The sequence below is a fragment of the Amycolatopsis sp. WQ 127309 genome (assembly GCF_023023025.1).
In the GTDB taxonomy this organism is placed as follows: Bacteria; Actinomycetota; Actinomycetes; order Mycobacteriales; family Pseudonocardiaceae; genus Amycolatopsis.
The window spans coordinates 6,864,422-6,882,537 of sequence record NZ_CP095481.1 but is presented as its reverse complement, the minus strand read 5'-3'; the positions used below and the strand labels follow the sequence as shown (position 1 = coordinate 6,882,537).

The 18,116-nt window shown below is 68.6% G+C and carries 18 protein-coding genes and 1 pseudogene; 14 read left to right on the top strand and 5 right to left on the bottom strand.

The annotated features are described in order from the left end of the window. The first annotated feature begins 14 nt into the window (after positions 1–14). The 7 genes and pseudogenes from MUY22_RS31245 to MUY22_RS31215 all read left to right on the top strand — a co-directional run bounded on the left by MUY22_RS31245 (position 15) and on the right by MUY22_RS31215 (position 4,819). A complete protein-coding gene (locus MUY22_RS31245; protein WP_247050557.1) occupies positions 15–1,178 on the top strand; it encodes a thioesterase domain-containing protein in 1,164 nt (387 codons plus the stop codon). Positions 1,179–1,180: 2 nt separating this feature from the next. Continuing rightward, the gene (locus MUY22_RS31240; RefSeq protein WP_305879317.1) at positions 1,181–1,393 is read left to right on the top strand and encodes an MbtH family protein; all 213 of its coding nucleotides are present in this window, start codon (positions 1,181–1,183) and stop codon (positions 1,391–1,393) included. Beyond that, a pseudogene (locus MUY22_RS31235) lies at positions 1,390–2,424 on the top strand (ATP-binding cassette domain-containing protein). Before MUY22_RS31240 ends, MUY22_RS31235 begins: the two are co-directional and overlap by 4 nt. Further along, positions 2,421–3,221, top strand: a complete 801-nt coding sequence (locus tag MUY22_RS31230) for an ABC transporter permease (RefSeq protein WP_247050555.1) — start codon at positions 2,421–2,423, stop codon at positions 3,219–3,221. The pseudogene MUY22_RS31235 and the gene MUY22_RS31230 overlap by 4 nt, the downstream one beginning before the upstream one ends. Positions 3,222–3,448: 227 nt before the next feature. Beyond that, positions 3,449–3,982: a sigma factor gene (locus tag MUY22_RS31225; protein WP_247050553.1), complete on the top strand. Its 534-nt coding sequence runs from the start codon at positions 3,449–3,451 to the stop codon at positions 3,980–3,982. An 80-nt stretch (positions 3,983–4,062) separates the two neighbouring features. Then, positions 4,063–4,323 (top strand): hypothetical protein, encoded by a 261-nt coding sequence (locus tag MUY22_RS31220; RefSeq protein ID WP_247050551.1) that lies wholly within the window; start codon positions 4,063–4,065, stop codon positions 4,321–4,323. Between the two features lie 82 nt (positions 4,324–4,405). Beyond that, positions 4,406–4,819 carry an ester cyclase gene (locus tag MUY22_RS31215; RefSeq protein WP_247050549.1) on the top strand — a complete coding sequence of 138 codons (414 nt, stop codon included), beginning with the start codon at positions 4,406–4,408 and terminating at the stop codon, positions 4,817–4,819. 56 nt (positions 4,820–4,875) lie between these two features. On the opposite strand, the gene MUY22_RS31210 is transcribed toward MUY22_RS31215, so the two are convergent. From MUY22_RS31210 to MUY22_RS31200, 4 genes are all read right to left on the bottom strand, one after another. Further along, positions 4,876–5,703, bottom strand: coding sequence for an IS5 family transposase (locus MUY22_RS31210; RefSeq protein WP_247050547.1), 828 nt, complete (start codon positions 5,701–5,703; stop codon positions 4,876–4,878). Between the two features lie 192 nt (positions 5,704–5,895). Beyond that, positions 5,896–6,249, bottom strand: a complete 354-nt coding sequence (locus MUY22_RS31205; RefSeq protein WP_247050545.1) for a transposase — start codon at positions 6,247–6,249, stop codon at positions 5,896–5,898. Between the two features lie 294 nt (positions 6,250–6,543). Beyond that, complete coding sequence (locus MUY22_RS49800; RefSeq protein WP_371827508.1) at positions 6,544–6,789, bottom strand: helix-turn-helix domain-containing protein; 246 nt, start codon at positions 6,787–6,789, stop codon at positions 6,544–6,546. Positions 6,790–7,036: 247 nt separating this feature from the next. Further along, positions 7,037–8,377, bottom strand: a complete 1,341-nt coding sequence (locus tag MUY22_RS31200) for a helix-turn-helix transcriptional regulator (protein ID WP_247050543.1) — start codon at positions 8,375–8,377, stop codon at positions 7,037–7,039. A gap of 179 nt (positions 8,378–8,556) precedes the next feature. Between MUY22_RS31200 and MUY22_RS31195 the strand changes: the two genes are divergently transcribed. The 4 genes from MUY22_RS31195 to MUY22_RS31180 are packed head-to-tail and all read left to right on the top strand — an operon-like array spanning position 8,557 to position 12,029. Continuing rightward, a complete protein-coding gene (locus tag MUY22_RS31195; protein WP_247050541.1) occupies positions 8,557–9,168 on the top strand; it encodes a dTDP-4-dehydrorhamnose 3,5-epimerase family protein in 612 nt (203 codons plus the stop codon). A gap of 46 nt (positions 9,169–9,214) precedes the next feature. Next, positions 9,215–10,201, top strand: coding sequence for a dTDP-glucose 4,6-dehydratase (locus tag MUY22_RS31190; protein WP_247050539.1), 987 nt, complete (start codon positions 9,215–9,217; stop codon positions 10,199–10,201). Next, a complete protein-coding gene (locus MUY22_RS31185) occupies positions 10,198–11,385 on the top strand; it encodes a DegT/DnrJ/EryC1/StrS aminotransferase family protein (RefSeq protein ID WP_247050538.1) in 1,188 nt (395 codons plus the stop codon). The genes MUY22_RS31190 and MUY22_RS31185 overlap by 4 nt, the downstream gene beginning before the upstream one ends. Next, positions 11,385–12,029 carry a formyltransferase family protein gene (locus tag MUY22_RS31180; protein ID WP_247050536.1) on the top strand — a complete coding sequence of 215 codons (645 nt, stop codon included), beginning with the start codon at positions 11,385–11,387 and terminating at the stop codon, positions 12,027–12,029. The genes MUY22_RS31185 and MUY22_RS31180 overlap by 1 nt, the downstream gene beginning before the upstream one ends. Positions 12,030–12,061: 32 nt before the next feature. Here MUY22_RS31180 and MUY22_RS31175 read toward each other — a convergent pair whose 3' ends face one another. Next, positions 12,062–13,264: a glycosyltransferase gene (locus MUY22_RS31175; protein WP_247050534.1), complete on the bottom strand. Its 1,203-nt coding sequence runs from the start codon at positions 13,262–13,264 to the stop codon at positions 12,062–12,064. 298 nt (positions 13,265–13,562) lie between these two features. Here MUY22_RS31175 and MUY22_RS31170 point away from each other — a divergent pair, with 298 nt between their 5' ends. The 3 genes from MUY22_RS31170 (at position 13,563) to MUY22_RS31160 (ending at position 18,116) form a co-directional block, all read left to right on the top strand. Continuing rightward, on the top strand, positions 13,563–14,729 hold the full coding sequence (locus tag MUY22_RS31170) for a hypothetical protein (protein ID WP_247050532.1): 1,167 nt from the start codon (positions 13,563–13,565) through the stop codon (positions 14,727–14,729). Positions 14,730–14,822: 93 nt separating this feature from the next. Beyond that, positions 14,823–17,534: a tetratricopeptide repeat protein gene (locus tag MUY22_RS31165; protein WP_247050529.1), complete on the top strand. Its 2,712-nt coding sequence runs from the start codon at positions 14,823–14,825 to the stop codon at positions 17,532–17,534. A gap of 294 nt (positions 17,535–17,828) precedes the next feature. Then, positions 17,829–18,116: a hypothetical protein gene (locus MUY22_RS31160; RefSeq protein ID WP_247050528.1), complete on the top strand. Its 288-nt coding sequence runs from the start codon at positions 17,829–17,831 to the stop codon at positions 18,114–18,116.

Sequence of the window (18,116 nt, the reverse complement as noted above, 5' to 3'; positions counted from 1 at the left end):
AGTAGCGCAAAGACATGGTGCCCTCGGCGTTCGTCACGCTCGACGGGCTCCCGCTCACCCCGAACGGAAAGCTGGACCAGCGTGCCCTGCCCGCGCCGCCGGACGCCGCCACGGGATCGCGCGGCCCGCGGTCGCCTCGCGAGGACCTGCTCTGCAAGCTCTTCGCCGAGACGCTCGGACTTCCGCGCGTAGGCATCGACGACAGCTTCTTCGAGCTCGGCGGGCACTCCCTGCTGGCCAGCGGTCTGATCACCCGGATCCGCGCGGCGTTCGGCGTCGACCTGCCGATCCGGCGGCTGTTCGAGCACCCGACCGTGGCAGGCCTGGCGGCCAAGCTGGATTCCGGGGCCGAAGGCAGCGATCTCGACGTGCTGCTGCCGCTGCGCACCACCGGCAGCCGGCCGCCGCTGTTCTGCGTCCACCCGGCCAGCGGGCTGTCCTGGAGCTACTCCGGGCTGCTCAAGCACCTGTCGCCGGACCAGCCGCTCTACGGGCTGCAGTCGCGCAAGCTCACCGACCCGGACTACACCCCGGCGAGCATCGCCGAGATCGCCGCCGGGTACGTCGAGCACATCCGCTCGGTTCAGCCGCACGGCCCGTACTACCTGCTGGGCTGGTCCTTCGGCGGCAACCTCGCCCACGAAGTCGTCGCGCAGCTGGAGGCCGCGGGCGAGGAGATCGGGCTGCTGACCGTGCTGGACGCCTACCCGCAGGCCCCGGTCGACGGCCTGGAGGTGGCGAGCGAGGCGAAGATGTTCGCCGCGCTCCTGCACAACCAGGGCTTCCCCGTGCCGGCGGACGTGACGCTCGACCGGACGAGCGTGCTGGCGCACTACCGCGAGATCGGCAACCCGATGGGCAGCCTGACCGAAGCGGCCCTCGGCGGCATGATCGGCGCGTTCGTCAGCCAAGCCCAGCTGATGGGCGACTTCGTGCCCCACACGATCGCCGCGGACGTGCTGTTCTTCACGGCCACCGCCGACCGCGACCCGCACGGCCCGGTGCTGGCCGACTGGATGCCCTACCTCAGTGGCGACGTCGAGAACCACGACGTCGACGTCACCCACGTCCAGCTCACCCAGCCGGACGCGCTGGCCCGGATCGGCCCGGTCCTCGCCGAACGCCTCGCCGGCCGGCAGCCCCGCCCCGACCAGCCACGAGCCAAGACAGGGAACTGATCATGACCAACCCCTTCGAATCCGACGACGCGCAGTACCTGGTGCTGACCAACCACGAGAACCAGCACTCCCTGTGGCCGGCCTTCGCCGCCATCCCGGACGGCTGGACCACCGCCTTCGGGCCCGACACCCGCCAGGCGTGCCTCGACTTCGTCGAACGGAACTGGACCGACATCACCCCGCAAAGCCTGCTGCGCGAGGAGAACTCCCGATGACCGCGCAACCCGCGATCCGGCTCGAAGGACTCCGGAAGTCTTTCGGCCCCAAGACCGCCCTCGACGGCATCGACCTCGACATGCCCGCCGGCGCGGTGTTCGGCCTGCTCGGCCCCAACGGCGCCGGGAAGACCACCACCGTCCGGATCATCACCACCCTGCTGGCCCCCGACAGCGGCCGGGCCCTGGTCGCCGGAGCCGACGTCGCCCGCGACCCGGACCGGGTCCGGCGCTCGATTGGCGTCTCCGGGCAGTACGCCGCCGTCGACGACAAGCTCACCGGCTTCGAGAACCTCTACCTCGTCGCGAAGCTCTACGGCATGCGCCGCCGCAAGGCTGCCTCGACCGCGCGCGAGCTGCTGAGCCGCTTCCACCTCGACGATGCCGCCGACCGCCTGGCCGGGACGTACTCCGGCGGGATGCGGCGACGGCTGGATCTGGCCGGCGCGCTCGTCGCCGCTCCCCCGGTCGTCGTGATCGACGAACCCACGACCGGACTGGACCCGCAAAGCCGCCTCGACACGTGGGACATCGTGGGCAAGCTCGTCCGCGAGGGCACCACCGTCCTGCTCACCACGCAGTACCTCGAGGAAGCCGACCAGCTGGCCGACCGGATCGCGGTCATCGCCGAGGGCCGGGTCGTCGCCTAAGGCACCAGCGACGAGCTCAAGAGCGCCACCGGCGGGGAACGGATCGAGCTGGTCACCGCCAACGCCGGGGACCTCGCCGCGGCCCACCGGGTCCTGGCGGCGATCGGCGGCGCTCCGCCGAAGCTGGATCGGCGCGCCCGCCGCGTCGAAGTCGCCGTCGGCGCCGGGCAGAACGGCCAGCACGCCCTCGCCGCCGCGGCGTCCCGGCTCACCGCCGACGGGATCCAGGTCCTCGACCTCGGGCTTCGGCGCGCCACGCTCGACGACGTCTTCCTGGCCCTGACGCGCCGCGCGGCCGACGACGACACCGCCGTCATGCCCTCGGTGGTCGACTGGCCGACGCACTCGGGCGACCTCGACCGGGAAGAGGTGGGCGCGTGACCACCCTGACCCGGGTCGCCCGCGACAGCGGCTCCCTCGCCTGGCGCAACCTGCTCACCATCCGGCGCACACCCGGCTCGATCTTCGCCAGCATCCTGCAGCCGATCATGTTCGTGCTGCTGCTGGGCTACGTCTTCGGCGGCAGCCTGGGCGGCGACACCTACCGCGAGTTCATCATGGGCGGCATCTTCGCCCAGACCGTCACGTTCAACGCCTCGTTCACCACCATCGGCCTCGCCAACGACCTGCAGAAGGGCATCGTCGACCGGTTCCGCTCCCTGCCGATGTCCCGCGTTGCGGTGATGCTCGGCCGGACCACCTCCGACCTGACCACCAGCGTCGTCAGCCTGTTCGTTACCAGCCTGTGCGGACTCGCGATCGGCTGGCGTATCCGCGGCAGCATCCTCGACGCCGTCCTGGCCTACCTGCTGATCCTGCTGTTCGCCTTCGCGATGTCCTGGGTCGGCGCGTTCATCGGCCTGGTCTCCCGCAGCGTCGAGGTCGCGCAGAGCCTCGGCCTCATCTGGCTGTTCCCCGCGACGTTCATCTCCTCCGGCTTCGTCTCGGTGGCCGCCATGCCCGAACCGCTGGCGACGATCGCGGAGTGGAACCCGATCACCTCCCTGGCCAACGCGACCCGGTCCCTGTTCGCCAACCCCACCCCGGCCGCGCTCCCGCAGCCGCACGCCTGGCCGGCCCAGCACGCGGCGCTCTACACCGCGCTCTGGGCCGCCGGACTCATCGCGCTGTTCATGGCGCTGTCGGTCAACCGGTACCGCCGGGTCACCAGCCGGTAGCCCGGCCGGCGACACCCCACCGTCGTCTCCCCTCAGGACCGACCCCGGCTCGGGCCGGGAGGTCGCCACATACCTGATCGCGGTCACGTCGCAGGTATCCAGCAGGTGCGGTAGCCGCCAGGCCTGTGCGTTGTTTGCCGACCGCCGGCCGGGGTACTCGCAAGATCACATGAGGCTGCCCGAGTCCCCGGTGGTGCGACTTCTGTAAGTCGATTCCGGGAGAGGCCGTGCAGATCGACAGCGAAGACTCGGAGCTTTGCCAACTGCTGCTGCAGCGAGCGGGCCGTGGTGACGCCACCGCGTTCGCTGGTCTGTACGACCGCACCGCACCGGCCGTGTACGGGCTGATCCGCAGCGTCCTGCCCGACGTGCGTCAGGCCGACGACGTCACCCTTGAGGTGTACAGGCAGACATGGCGAGTAGCGTCGCGCTTTGATCCCGACCGCGATGACGCGTGCTCCTTGCTGATGGCCACGGCTCGTCGGTACGTGCTCGACAAGATCCGATCCGCACCGTCTCGCGATGGTGGGTCCGGGCCAGCGCACCCGGCTGTGTCGTATGCACAAGCTATGGCCGCAGTACCCGTCGCGTGCCGCGAAGTACTCGGGTGGAGTCACTTCGGCGGACAGCCCTTGGCCGAGGTCGCCAAGCTGCTCGGCATACCGGTCGCCGAGGCCGTCTCCCGGCTGAACGATGCCCTGACGAGTCTGCGTGAAGCCGCGGAAACGCGGCACCATCGTCAGCGGGACAGCGTGCGATGACTGCCACTTCTCCCGAGCCTGGCGGGTCACATCTGCCCTCATTCCCGTCCGCTGAGGCCGCGTTGCGGTTCCATCGGCGTGTGCTCGCCGCGATCCGCCACGCCACCGGTTACGGGCTGTTCACCGCCGACGAGGCCGACGGCATGGTGAACCGCGTTTACGCTCTGACCGCAGAACCGATCGCGTTACTGACCACGCCCGGCGATGACGCAGAAGCCACCAGCAGCGAACTGCGCCCGAGTCCCCGTCCTCAGCAGAAATTGCCTGTCGGCGAAACGGTGTCGATCCGGACATCGGAAGTCTGTTCGTCACCAACACCGCCGACGGCATCCTCGAACTGATCGATCTGTCACGCCGGCGACGTTTCCGGTCGCCGTTTGGGGGAATCCGTTCAGACGATCAACCACGAATCGAGGAGGCTACGTGTCCAGGGAACAGAACATCGCCACGCAGGAAAAGGCCGCAGAACTGATCAATTCCGGTGACATCGACGGCGGGATGGAGACCATGTTCGCCGAAGACGCGCTGGACCACGACCCCGCACCGGGCCAAGCCGCGGGCCGCGAGGGCTTCCGCGGGTTCTTCCGCACGCTGGTCGGCGCGTTCCCCGACGCCCGTCTCGAGCCGGCGACACTGGTGGCCGACGACGACCACGTTTGCCTGGCTTACACGCTGACCGGCACCCATCAAGGCGACTTCCAAGGCATCGCCGCCACCGGCCGGAAGATCGAGGTTCGCGGTGTCCAGATAGGACGGTTCGAGAACGGGAAGATCGTCGAGCGCTGGGGCAGCACCGACGAACTCGGCATCCTGCACCAGCTGGGCCTCCGGTCCTAGTGCCGCATCAGCAACGTTGGGTAGGTAATCCGGGCGGCGGATCTTAGAGCGTGTTCCTAAACCAGTCGGGGTTCGCTGTCTCGGGCCCGCCACTGGTGGATGTTGGTGGGGTCGTGACGGGTGAGTTTGCGGGTCATGGTGGTGATCATGACCCACTTGATCATGGCTTCGTGAGTGCCGGGTAAACGTTCGTAGTCCCGGACGGTGCGCCGGTGGCGGGTGATCCAGGCCAGGGTCCGCTCGACCTTCCACCGGTGCGCTACCACCACAAACCCGGGTGTCTTATCGGTCCGTTTGACGATCCGGACGGTCAGCGACAGAACCTGGCGGGCCCAGGGCAGCAACGCCCCGCCGTAGCCACCATCAGCCCAGACCAGGCTGATGTGGTCGAACAGATTGCCCAGCAGCCGCAGCAACGGGCGGGCAGCGTCACGGTCCTGCACCGAGGCGTCGGTCACGATCACAGCCAGCAGCATCCCGAGGACGTCGACGGCGATGTGCCGTTTCCGGCCGTTGATCTTTTTTCCTGCGTCGTAGCCGCGGCTGGCAGCCCCGACGGTTTCGGCGGCCTTGACCGATTGCGAGTCGATGATCGCCGCGGTCGGCCAGGGTGGCCGGCCGTCGGTCATGAGGACCCGGTCCCGCAGCGCGTCGTGCAGGTCGTCGACGGCGAGCAGGTCCGCCCAGCGCTGGAAGTATTTGTAGACGGTGGACCAGGGTGGGAAGTCGGCGGGCAATGCCCGCCAGGTGATGCCTTCTTTGACCAGGTAGCGGATGGCGTCGATGACTGTCCGGCGGCAGTGTTTTCGGGTCGGCCACCGACACCTTCCCGCCCGCCGCGCCAGTCCGCACGCCGGGGCATCAATGGGAGCAGCAGGGCCCACTCGGCTTCGGTGCAATCGGAGGGGTAGCGGCGTCGTCGGGGCGACACCGATGACATACACGCCTGATCGGCAAGGCACACTAGGGCTGGGCTCCTGGTAAGTGGGTTTGGCTTCGCAACCTCCCTCCTACCAGGAGCCCACCTATTTCATGTCTCACGACACCCGCAACGACCACAGGTTCAGGAACAGCCTCTACGAGCTGACTGCGAAGTGGCGTTTCGGGTGGCAGCTGCGGTTGTGCCAGCGGAGGTAGCCGCCGATAGCGGCTTCCTGGGAAGCATGACTGGGGTAGTCACTGCCGTCGAGGGTGAAGTAGCGGATCGCGGTGAACTCGCACTCGATCCAGTTCAGCCAGGACGCGTTGGTGGGCGTGTAGACAAGCTCGATGTCGTTGGCCGCGCACCAGCTACGGACCTCGGCCTTGCCGTGAGGGCCGTAATTGTCACAGACCAGGTAGAGCTTCCCCGCAGGGAAACGGCGGCGCAGCTGCTTGCAGAAGTCGAGAAACTGCGGCCAGCGCTTGCGGTCGCGGAACCGGTAGAACATCTGCCCGGAGGCCAGATCGAGTCGGCGAACATCTGCCGAACCCCCTGGGTACGGGTGTAGGTAGCACGCTGCCGGGTCGGTCGGCCTCGGGGGAACCAGCCGCGGCCGGGGCGGGGTTGCAGGTTTAGCAGCCCGAACTCGTCGACACAGAGCACTCGCCCGTCGGCAGGCGGATGATCATAGAGGTCGAGGATACGGTTCTTCTTCGCGATGAAGTCCGGGTCCTTGCTGGCTTTCCAGGTCTTCGTCGCCTGCCAGGACACGCCCGCCTCACGCAGGGTCTGGCGAACAGTCTCAGTGCTCGCCCGGATCCATGAGTGCTCGGCGAGGTAGTCGACCAGCTTGGTCAGGCTCCAGGTCGTGAACGGCAACCTCAGCTCGGCGGGTTTGCAGGCCGCGATGCGGCAAGATCTGGTCACGGGCGGCCGGCCCGAACTTACGAGGTCTGCCGCCACTCCATTTTGGGGACAAAGCCACGAACCCGGAGGTGTTGAACGCGTGGATCACCTCCCGCACATACCCCTCGGTCGCGGCGAACATTGCCGCGATCTCCCCCGCGGACCGGCTTTGCAACCGAGGCCAGCACAATCCCGGAGCGCCGCAGCCGCACCCGATCCTTCGTCGACCTCGTAATCTTCACCAGCCGCTGCGCTTCTTCGGGCTCCAACGACCGCGCGAACACCTCTGGCTGACGCGCCACCAGCCTCATCTCCGTGGCCAGCCTCGCGATCACCAGCCTGGTTGTCCACGCGACACGATGACGACGTCAACGTTTCTTGGTGAGGCACTAGGCCGGAACATGCACCCGGGCGGCGAGGTCACGAATCCCGGGCACGGCAGCCTGGCTCTGTTCGAGCAGCGCGTCGACGATGGTTCGGACGGCGGCGCGAGTGTGGACTTCCCCGGGTGCGCGCCGTTCGGCGGCCAGCAGAGTGCTGTAGGCAGGTCCGGGCTGATCGAGCTGGAGCTGCACAGCGGCGAGGTCGACCAGATACCGTCCCTCCCGCTCGACGTCGGGGAACGCGACTGCCCGGGCGGCGCGAGCGTGCTGCAAGGCCGCGCCCGGATCGCCGAGTAATTGTTCGACGGACACGCGGTGGCTGAGCAGATTCGCACCGGCGCGCGCGGCGTCGGCACCGTCGAGCCGTGTCGTGGTTGCCGCCGCGTCGGCCAGCAAGTTACGAGCGCGGGCACCGTCGCCGGCTCGGGCCGCGGCGTAGCCGCCGGAGCACAGCAGGCTGGAGTGCAGCAGCAGGTGGCGAGGGTCTCGGCCGTCGAGGTCGAGCCGGTCGGCTGCGTCGAGGACGAGCATCTGCGCGCGGTCGTGGTGGCCGGCGCGGCGGCACACGCCCGAGAGCATGCGTTCAGCCTCAGCGAGCACGAGCGGCTGCCCGGCTTCGCCCGCAGCGCGAACGGCCCGATCGGCGCTGATCCACTCCAACCCACTCGGGCGCAGCTTCACCAGCACACGGGTGACCAGCGTGTACGCCTGGGCCAGCGCACCGGCGTCCTGGGCGGCTTCAGCGGCACGCACCAGCTCCGGCAGCGTGTCGGCCAGCGCGAGGAAGTCGGACTTGCCGAAGGACGACCGGGCCGCGGCGAGGCCACGGGTCAAGCTGGCGGCGGGCAGGACCGCGCCCCGCGCGGCCGGCGTGCCGACTAGGACTTCCGACAGCCGGGAGGCGAGCGTGACGGCGGGGTCCGGCAGCGCCTCGGACGCTGCGGCGCCGGCAGCGGCGCCCGGGGCACCCGCGACAGCTACGCCCATGGCCACGCCACCGGCTTTCAGAAAGCTGCGTCGACGCACGTCGTCCTCCTCGTGAGCGGGCTCGCCGACCACCCTAGAAGCCTTCGATCCGATGCGCCCGGTCGCCACGCCTTCGTGGTCGTCCAGCCCGAACGCCGTGGCAGGTACCGGCAGGACCTCGGCCAGCCGCCGCAGGACCGCGATGTTCTCCATCCGGCGGCGGCCGGCTTCCATGCGCGAGATCACGCTCGGGTGGAACCCGACGCGCTGCGCGAGTTCGGTCTGGCTCCATCCGGCCTGCTCCCGGGCGTACCGCAGCACCGCGGGGTAGTCGCGCCGCTCGATCGCCTCGAGCAACAGCGACGACATGGTCGGGGGCATCGGGTCCTCCACAGTCGGAGCGACGACTCACCCAGCGTAGCGGCTCGGTGACGGCGTCAAGAGCTTTGTGCCAACTTGGCACGCCCCATGCCGGGTTGGCACACAACCAGCCGCAGCTCAACTCGCATTCCTATGTTCGAGCGACACCCGCGCCGCACCGATTCCGGGGAGGGGACGCGATGGATTCACGAATCGAACCGCTGCCGATCGGCGGGACCTGGAAAGTAACCGCAGAGGCCTTCACCGATGACCGAGGCGACCTGCACGAACCGTTCCACAGTGCACAGTTCACAGCCGCCACCGGCCTTAAACTCGTCGCACGGCAAGCGACCTGCTCGACCTCCCATCGCTCGGTCCTTCGGGGCATTCGGGTCAGCTCGGCGACCGGGCCCGCGAAGTACGTGACCTGCCTGCAGGGTGCGGTGCTGGACGTCGTCGTGGACCTGCGGGTGGGGTCTTCGACCTTCGGGCGGTGGCACGCCGAGCCTCTCGACCAGGACAACCGGACCGCCCTGTACATCCCGCCGGGTGTCGGGCACGCGTTCGTGGCTCTGTCGGAGACCACGACGCTGCTGTACCTGCTGTCCCAGCCGCATCACGACGTGCAGGAGCAGGCTGTGAACGCCCTCGACCCTGACCTCGCGATCGCCTGGCCGACCGACCTCACCCCTCGACGGTCGACGAAGGACTCCGCCAGTCCAGGCGCGTTGGAGGCTCGACAAGCCGGAATCCTGCCCAGCTACACCAGCTGCGCCTCCTCGTACCGCAGCGCAATTTCGCACCACGGCTGACGTCGCTTTCATGCCCGACGCCTTGCCCAGAAACGAAAGGACCATCATGCACACGGTTTTCGTCACCGGTGGCGCCGGATTCATCGGGTCGCATCTGGTCGACCGGCTCGTCGGTTGCGACGACATCACGCAGGTCACGGTGCTGGACGCCCTGACCTACGCCGGCGACCGCCGCAACCTCGCCGACGCCGAAGCATCCGGCAAAGTGCGGTTCGTCCACGGTGACATCCGCGACCACGACCTCGTCTCCGCGGTCCTTCCCGGACACGACTGGGTCGTGCACCTGGCCGCGGAATCCCACGTCGACCGCTCGCTGATCGATGTCGGCCAGTCGGTCCACACGAACGTCATGGGCACCCAGGCACTGCTCGACGTCGCGATGCGAGCCGGCGTCGCCAAGCTGGTCCACGTGTCCACCGACGAGGTCTACGGTCCCCTGCCCACCGGCTGCGCCACCGAGGCCTCGCCGCTACGGCCGACCGTGCCGTACGCGGCCAGCAAGGCGTGCAGCGACCTGCTCGCCACCTCGTACTACGTCTCCTGCGGCGTCCCGGTGTGCATCACCCGCAGCTCGAACAACTACGGACCACGCCAGCACCCCGAGAAGCTGATCCCCCGATTCCTCGGCCTCCTGCTGGCCGGCCAGCAGATCACGGTGCACGGCCGCGGCCGGCACGTACGCAACTGGCTGCACGTCGAGGACAACTGCAGGGCCATCGAGCAGGTCCTGCGCGCCGGCGTGCCGGGCGAGACCTACAACATCGGCGGCGGCACCGACCTGACCACCATCGAGCTGACCATGCTCCTGCTGGAGGCAACTGGTCGGGACGCCGACGCGATCGCCTACGTCCCGGACCGGCCAGCAAACGACGTCCGCTACAGCACGGACTGGAGCAAGATCGCGGCCCTTGGCTTCACACCCCGCCGCGAGCTGCCGGCCGGCCTGGCCGACACCGTCGCCTGGTACCGCCGCCATCCCGAGCGATTGGCGCTCTCTGCTCTGGGAGCCGGGCTCGAGGCGATGAGCGCGTGACCACCGTGACGAGCCCCAGCGGGCCGGCCGCCAACGCCCGCCCGTTCCTGCACGGCACCGAGCTGGCCGCGATCGGCCGCGTGCTGGAAACCGGCCAGTATGGGCACGGTCACGAAACCGACGCTTTCGAGAGCGAACTCGCGGCCCACCTCGGCGTCGACGACGTCGTCGCGGTCGCCACCGGCACCGCAGCCCTGCACCTGGCGCTGCTGGCGGCCGGCGTCGGACCCGGCGACGAGGTCGTCGTCCCGTCCCTGACCTTCTGCGCCAGCGTCCAGGCCATCCTCGCCACCGGAGCCCAGCCTCGGTTCGTCGACGTCGACCCCGCCACGCTGTGCGTCACCGCCGAGCACATCCAGACCGCACTCACCTCGGCCACCCGGGCGGTGATGCCGGTGCTCTACGGCGGCCGGGCCGTCGACCTGGCCCCGATCCGCGACCAGCTCGCCGAACGGGACATCGCGGTCGTCGAAGACGCCGCCCACGCTTTCGGCTCCCTCACAGCCGGACGCCGAGTCGGCGCCACCGGGGACCTGACCTGCTTCAGCTTCGACGCGATCAAGGCGTTGACCTGCGGAGACGGCGGAGCCATCGTCCCCCGTCACCCGGCCGAAGCCGACCAGCTGCGTCGCGCCCGGCTGCTGGGGATGACCAGCCCCCGGGAACAGCGGGTCCAGACCGTCTCCTACCTGGTCGCGGTGCCGGGGTTCCGCTATCACCTCTCGACCCTGCACGCGGCGATCGGCCGGGTCCAGCTCACCCACTTCGACGAGGTCACGGCCTGCCGCCGGCACCTCTGGCGCAGCTACGCCACCGCGCTCGCCAACGTTCCCGGCGTCGTCCTGGTCGACCTCGACGTGGCGAACACCGTGCCGTTCAACTGCGTCGTCCGGGTGCCTGCGTCCGTGCGGGACACCGTTCACGCCCGGCTGCACGCTGCCGGGATCCAGGCCGGAGTGCACTACCCGCCCAACCACCTGCAACCGGCGTTCGCGCGGTGGTCACGATCGCTGCCCGCCACCGAAGCGGTGGCCAGCGAGATCCTGAGCCTGCCGTTTCATCCAAACCTGACCGACGCCGACCTCACCTTCGTGGTCACCGCGCTCGCAGCCGCAGTGTCCGCCGAACCCGCAGCACTCCACCGCGGCAAAGCCGTTCCGGCCGGGCAGCCAGGAGTTCGGTGATGCGCCGCGCGGCCGTCCTCGGGAAGGGCACCCTCGCCATCCACGCCTGCGAAACCATCGCCAAGCTGCCGGGCATCGTGCTCGACACCGTCATCCCGACTATGCCCGAGCCGGGCTGGGACATCAGCCTCGCCGAGACCGTCGCGACCCGCTGGCCCGACGTGCGGATCGTCGACTCCGGGGACTGGCGCGACCTCGAGCCCGGCCGGTGCGACGTCGTCTTCAGCGTCCTCTACGACAAGATCATCGGTCCCGAGCTGATCGACGCCACCCTGCAGATCATCAACTGCCACCCTGGCCGCCTCCCGCACTACCGAGGCGTCCGGCCCGTCAACTGGGCGCTGCGCAACGGCGAGGACCTGACCGGGATCACCCTGCACGTCATCGACCAGGGGATCGACACCGGCCCTGTCCTCGCCGAGGCACTGTTCTCCATCTGGCCCGACATCGACGAGGTTCGCGACGTCTGGTGGCGGGCCATCGCCCACGGCCGCCAGCTCATCACCGACACCTTGCCCCGGCTCGACACGATCACGCCCAGACCGCAGGATCCGGCTCTGGCCGTGACGCACTACAGCCGCGATGACCATCAGCTCGGCGACCGGCTGGACTGGACGCGAGCCCAGTCCAGCTTCCGCGCCTGACCGTTCCGGTCACCGTTGATCTCAGCGTGGGGTCAACGGCGACCGGTCGTGGCGAGGTCCAAGACGACGTCGACGAGCCGGTCCCCGGCATCCGGGCGGCCCTGCTCGCGTGCTTTCCCGGCCATCGCGCTCCGGAGTGCGCCGTCGGCCAACAGCGGTTCGAGGGCCTCCCGCAGTGCCGCCGGCGTGACCTCGTCCAGCAGGGCGCTGGCCGCGCCAGCGTCCGCAAGGTGCCGCGCGTTGTGCGCCTGCTCGCCGCCGGCCGACGACGCCAGCGGGATCAACACCGAGGGCAACCCCAACGCAGTCAGCTCGGCGATCGTGCCCGCGCCACTACGCGAAATCACCACGTCCGCCAGCGCGAACACGTCTGGCAACTCCGGCCCCACGAACCCGACCGGCAGATACCGGCCCGCCTCTTCCACCGGCAAAGCCGCAGCCATCTCCTGCATCCCCTCTTCGGCTGCCGGCCCGCACTGGTGAATCACGTTGGCCCGCTCCAGCAGCCACGGCAGGATCTCGCCGACGAGCCGGTTGATCTGGACCGCGCCCTGCGCTCCCCCGGTCACGTACACCGTCGGCCGAGCCGGATCGAAAGCGTCCAAGCTCAAAGCCTCCAGTGCCTTCTCGGCATGGCCGGCCAGGACCTCCGGCCGCACCGGATTCCCGATCACCACCGCGCGCTTCCGAGCTCGCTCCGGCAGCAGCGGCAACGTCGAGGCCGACGACACGGCCATCGCCGTCGCAACCCGGGCCAGCAACCTGTTCGCCAGCCCCAGCCGCACCGTCTGCTCGTGCACGACCAGTGGACGTCGGCACACCCACGCCGCCAAGCTCACCGGAACCGACACGTACCCGCCAGTCGCGAGCACCACATCCGGCCGGAACGCCCTGACCGCACGAATCGCCTGCACGACACCGAGTGGCACCTTCCCCATGTCGCTCAAGTTCGCCCAGGACACCATCTTCAGCGGATTCCGCGGCCGTCGGATCTTTCCGGCCGCGACCGCCACGAACGGGATGCCCTCATGTCCGGCAATGCGGGCTTCGAGGCCGCCGACGGTTCCGACCCACAGAACCTCCGCTGCTGCCTGGCCGCTCGCCAGCCGGGACCGCGCCGTCCGGACATCCGTCAACGCCGGATACGTGTGACCACCTGTACCGCCACCCGTCACTAGCATCCGCACGGGCTGGCCACCAGCGACACGACCCTCACCGACACGATCGGCGTCCACGACAATTGCCCCCTTCAAACATGGGCCGCGCGCTGAAGGTGACGACCTCACGCCCTAAGGCTGCCACGTCGATGCAGCCAACCCGTAGGCAGGTAATCACCCTCGGTGCCGTTGGTCCTCACGCGTCCGCGAGATGCCGGGCGTTGTGCGCCTGCTCTCCACCAGCCGACGACGCCAGCGGAATCAGGACCGAGGCAACCAACGACATCGGCAAGCAAATGTTGGGCTGATCGGGCCCGACTCCGCTTCTGGCGCAACATTGGGCCCCCGCAGCGCGACCAACTGACGGGAGGGTGTGATGGCCAAAAAGAAGGCGGTGGCGCGGCAGTCCTCGGGATGGCTCGCGCTGGCGATCGTCTCGATCACGTTGAAGGCCCCCGGCGGGGCGGCGGTGACCGTGCTGTCCGAGGTGATCAAGGCGATCATCGACCACGTCGGCGACAAGGAGCTCGAGGACAAGATCACCTCGGGCTTCGCGGACATCGACAACCAACTGCGGGACTTGCGGATCCAGATCGGCAGGATCCCGCTGCGGGAGTATGACAAGCACATGGCCGCCGGCCGCAGGCATCTCCAGGACGTCATGGACACGCAGGAATACTTCGACCGCCGGCAGACCATTCAGAACGCGAAAGCGAAGTTCATCGTGGCCAGCGCGGTTGCCGAGGTCAAGGGCGATCTCGAGCGCAGGCTGCTGGCGGAGGTCGCCATTGCCGGGTGCTGGTACGCCCTGGAGTCACAGGAAGGCCTCTACAAGACCCTGAAGGCGACCCGGGAGGCCGCGGAGACCGGTGTCTTGGACGGGGACCGGGCGATCATCGTCCGGTACAGCCACATCCTGCGCCTCTGCCGCAACCTCGGCATCGTGCCCGTCCACTGGGCCGAGCCGCTGGACCCGCAGCTGATGCCCGGGATCAAGGCCACCATCCCCATGGTCGCGGTTGTGGGTACCAGCGCCTACCTGCTCGGCGTGCAGGTGCTGGTGACCGCGACGAGTCCCGGAGTGGTGAGTTTCGAAGTCTGGAACGAGCGCTGGCCCGAGGTCCAGGTTGGGGGCGGCCAGCAGCACGGGCGACTGCCCACACGTCCCCATCCACCCACAGATCTCGGCGAACATCGATGCCTCGTGCAGTGGCCAGGACCGGTTCGCTGCCAGCTCGCCCTTCCAGAGCAGGTGTGCGAGCTGATGGCGCCAGCAGGCCTTTGCGCAGGCCCGCTCGGTCGTTGCAACCCTGCTGCAGCCCTGGAAAAAATGATCTTCCGGTCAGCAATCGATCACGACCAGCATCAGCGAGATGGTCCCGAACAGGCCTCAGCCGCCCGGCCCGGTTGGGATGGGGTCTGCGCGCCAGCGGCGCGGATGCGAGCAAGGGCGCAGCCGGCGCAGAGCGCATGGACGCGGCTTCGACCGGACGGTATCGGTCGGGTGCCCGGCTCAATGCCGCCGAGAGCGGGCCCAATTTAGAACCAGGCACCCCGCCAGGGGCTATCTCTCGTACTCGATTTTGCGACTGTGGTCAGATCCTGCGTTCTTGCGGACCCGGGAGAGAGGGCGGGCATGGCGACGGAGCAGGGCCTGGGGTCAAGACATCACCTGATCGTGGTCGCCGATGTCGAAGGGTTCGGGGATCCGCGCCGGACGAGCCCGCATTTGCAAGCAGTGCGCGACGGGCTCGACGCGGTAATGCAGGCGGCGTTCGCCGCGGCCGGGACACAGTGGGAAGACTGCTATCGCGAAATTCGCGGAGATGCCGTCGTCGCACTCGCGCCGGCCGAGACTGACAAGGCCCAGTTCGTGGAAGTAGTGCTGCCGGCGCTGGTGAGGCGGCTCCGGGTGCACAACGACACCCACCCCGACCCACAGCGGCTCCGACTGCGTGTCGCGCTGCACGCCGGCGAGGTCGGCTACGACACGCACGGCATCTCCTCCGCCGCGCTGATCCGGACGTTCCGGCTGTGCGACGCCCCGCCATTGAAGGCGGCACTGGCCGGGTCACCGGGAGTGCTGGCGGTAATCGCCTCGGACGGGCTGTTCGACGACGTCATCCGCCACACCCCTGCCGCCGCGCCCGCCACCTGGCGCCCCGTCGCGGTCACGGTGAAGGAAGCCGACACCACCGGCTGGATCACTCTCCCCGACCACCCCTATTCACCCGACCCCATACCGCCAGGTAGCGGCGGCCGAGGCGCCGGACATCCCCATTTCGGCTCCCGACCAAGCTCGGGCAGAGTGGTTCCGCGGCAACTGCCCGCGGCAGTGCGGGACTTCACCGGCCGCGCCGGACACCTGGACGCACTCGACGCTCTGGCCCCACCCGACCACCACAATCTCGACGAACCGGGAGCTCGGTCGGTGGTGATCACTGCCGTCGACGGGGCCGGAGGGATTGGCAAGACCACCCTCGCGCTGCACTGGGCCCACCGCAACCAGGACCGGTTCCCAGATGGCACGCTGCATGTGAATCTGCGCGGCTACGGTCCTGGTACTCCAGCCACGCCGAGTGAGGCACTGGGCGGATTCCTGCGCGCCCTCGGGATCGCGGCCCGCACCATCCCGCCGGAGGTTGAGGAGCAGTCGGCACTACTGCGATCACTGCTATCAGGCAAACGGGTGCTGATGGTGCTGGACAACGCCCGCAGCCCCGAACAGATCCGCCCTCTGCTACCCGGCACCCCCGGCTGCATGGTCCTGGTGACCAGCCGCGACAGCCTCACCGGACTGGTCGTCACCGACGCCGCCCACCGCCTCACCCTCGACCTGCTCGACATACCCGAAGCACACGCCCTCGTCACCGGCATCCTCGGCGCCGAACGCGCCGCCACCGAACCCCACGCCATCCATGAACTCATCCGGCTCTGCGCGCGGCTGCCCTTGGCCCTGCGGATCGCCGCCACCCGCGCCGCCGCCCACCCCCACCAAAGCGTGGCCGAGGTGGTCGCCGACCTGACCGACGACCACACCCGTCTAGACGTCCTCAGCGACACCGGCGACGAACGCGCAGCCATCCGCGCCGTCTTCGACTGGTCCTACCAGCAACTCCCACCCGAACACGCACGGCTGTTCCGCCGCCTCGGACTCCACCCCGGCCCCGACCTCACCCTGCCTGCCGCCGCCGCACTCGCCGAGCTGTCCCCCGCCGACACCCGGCCCCAATTGGCCGCGCTCACGAGTGCGCACCTGATCGAACCCGCCGCAGGCAGCCGGTATCGGTTGCACGACCTGCTCCGCGCCTACGCCGCCGGCCAGGCCCACGACCACGACACCGACCACGACCGCCGTTCTGCGCTCGAATCCCTGCTCACCTGGTACACCCACACCAGCCGTACCGCCGATCACCGCGTCCACCCTAGGTTCGAACAGATCCCCGCGGTCGTGGCAGAACCCGACTACCCACATCCCATCACCGGGATCAGCCAGGCGTGGGCCTGGCTCATCAGCGAACGCACCAACATCCTGGCTGCGTTGCAATACGCTGCCGACCACCAGCTCCATCACCATACGATCCCCCTCGCTTACGCTTGCCGCTTCCTCCGCTCCGCGGGCAGCCCGCAAGAAGAACTCGACGCATGCAGCCTGGGGATCACCGCAGCTCAGCTGGCTGGTAACCGCGCACAAGAAGAAAGCCTCGTAACCCTCCGAGGAGAGACAGCGTCCTCGCTCGGCGCCTGGGACCAAGCTCAAGATGACTTCGACCGCGCAGCGACTCTCGCCGAGCAACTCGGCGACGGCGCGCGCCAGGCGTGGAATCTCAACGATCGCGGGCTGATGTTCCTGCGCCGGGGCGACTTCGACAAGGCACTGCAGTGGCTCGACAGGGCGCTGCCGCTGAGCCGGGGCATTGACTCCGGACGCATGGAGGCGGTCGTAGAAGGCAACCTCAGCGCCACCCATATCGGCCTCGGCCAATACCAGCGCGCACTCAAGCACGGTGAGCTCGGCCTGCACCTGCGGCGGCAGGTCGGGGACCGCACCGGCGAAGCATACGCGTTGACTCAGTTGGCGCGTGCCTGCCTAGCACTGCAGGCACCCGAGCAAGCGATCCGGTTGTGCCGCGACGCGATCGCCATCGGCCGTAGCACGCCCATCAGCCGCGACAAGACCATCGCGGAGCCGCTGGATGTTCTCGCCACCTGCCTGCTTCACCTCGGCCACATGGGTGAAGCGATGGTCTGCTGGCAAGAAGCCGCCACCATCTACGAGGACACCGGCTACCCCCACCACGCCGTCGAAGTCCGGCAACGCCTCCAAGACGCCCAAACGCCATCCTGACCCCCTCCCTACGGCATAGACCCGCCCACCCGAACTCCGCCCAGCGCATGTTCATCGGCTGGAGCCAGAACAAGCGCAGAAAGTCTTTGGAGGATCCCGAAGAATGGCCTTACCCAGCATTTTCTTCCCTCGGCAACAGGGCCTTGAATCACTGTTGCACAAATCAACTACTGCGATCGGCGTAGAAATCCGCTCGAAGGAGAGAAACTGGACGGTTGACGTCATCCACTTGCAGAGTGTAATCGATCAGCTATGGTGAGTTGACATGACCTGTACGAGGTGGGGAGGCCCCGGGTGGGAAATGGCTTCAAGGTAGCGCTCGACGAGCTGCAACGCGTCGGAGAGAGCGCCCTGCCGACGTTGCGCGACATCATGGGATCACAACTTCCCGTCCTGAACGCCCACGAAGGACTCGCCGGGCCGGGAACACTGGACGCGATCAACGAATTTCAACTGTCCTACGCCCGGTTCACCGACGAAATCGCAGCCCGCCAGAAGCACGGAACCGAAGTCGTCGACGCGACAGCAGAAGCCACCAAAGCCATCGTGGCGCTCTACCGCCGCGCCGACGGACAGGCCTAA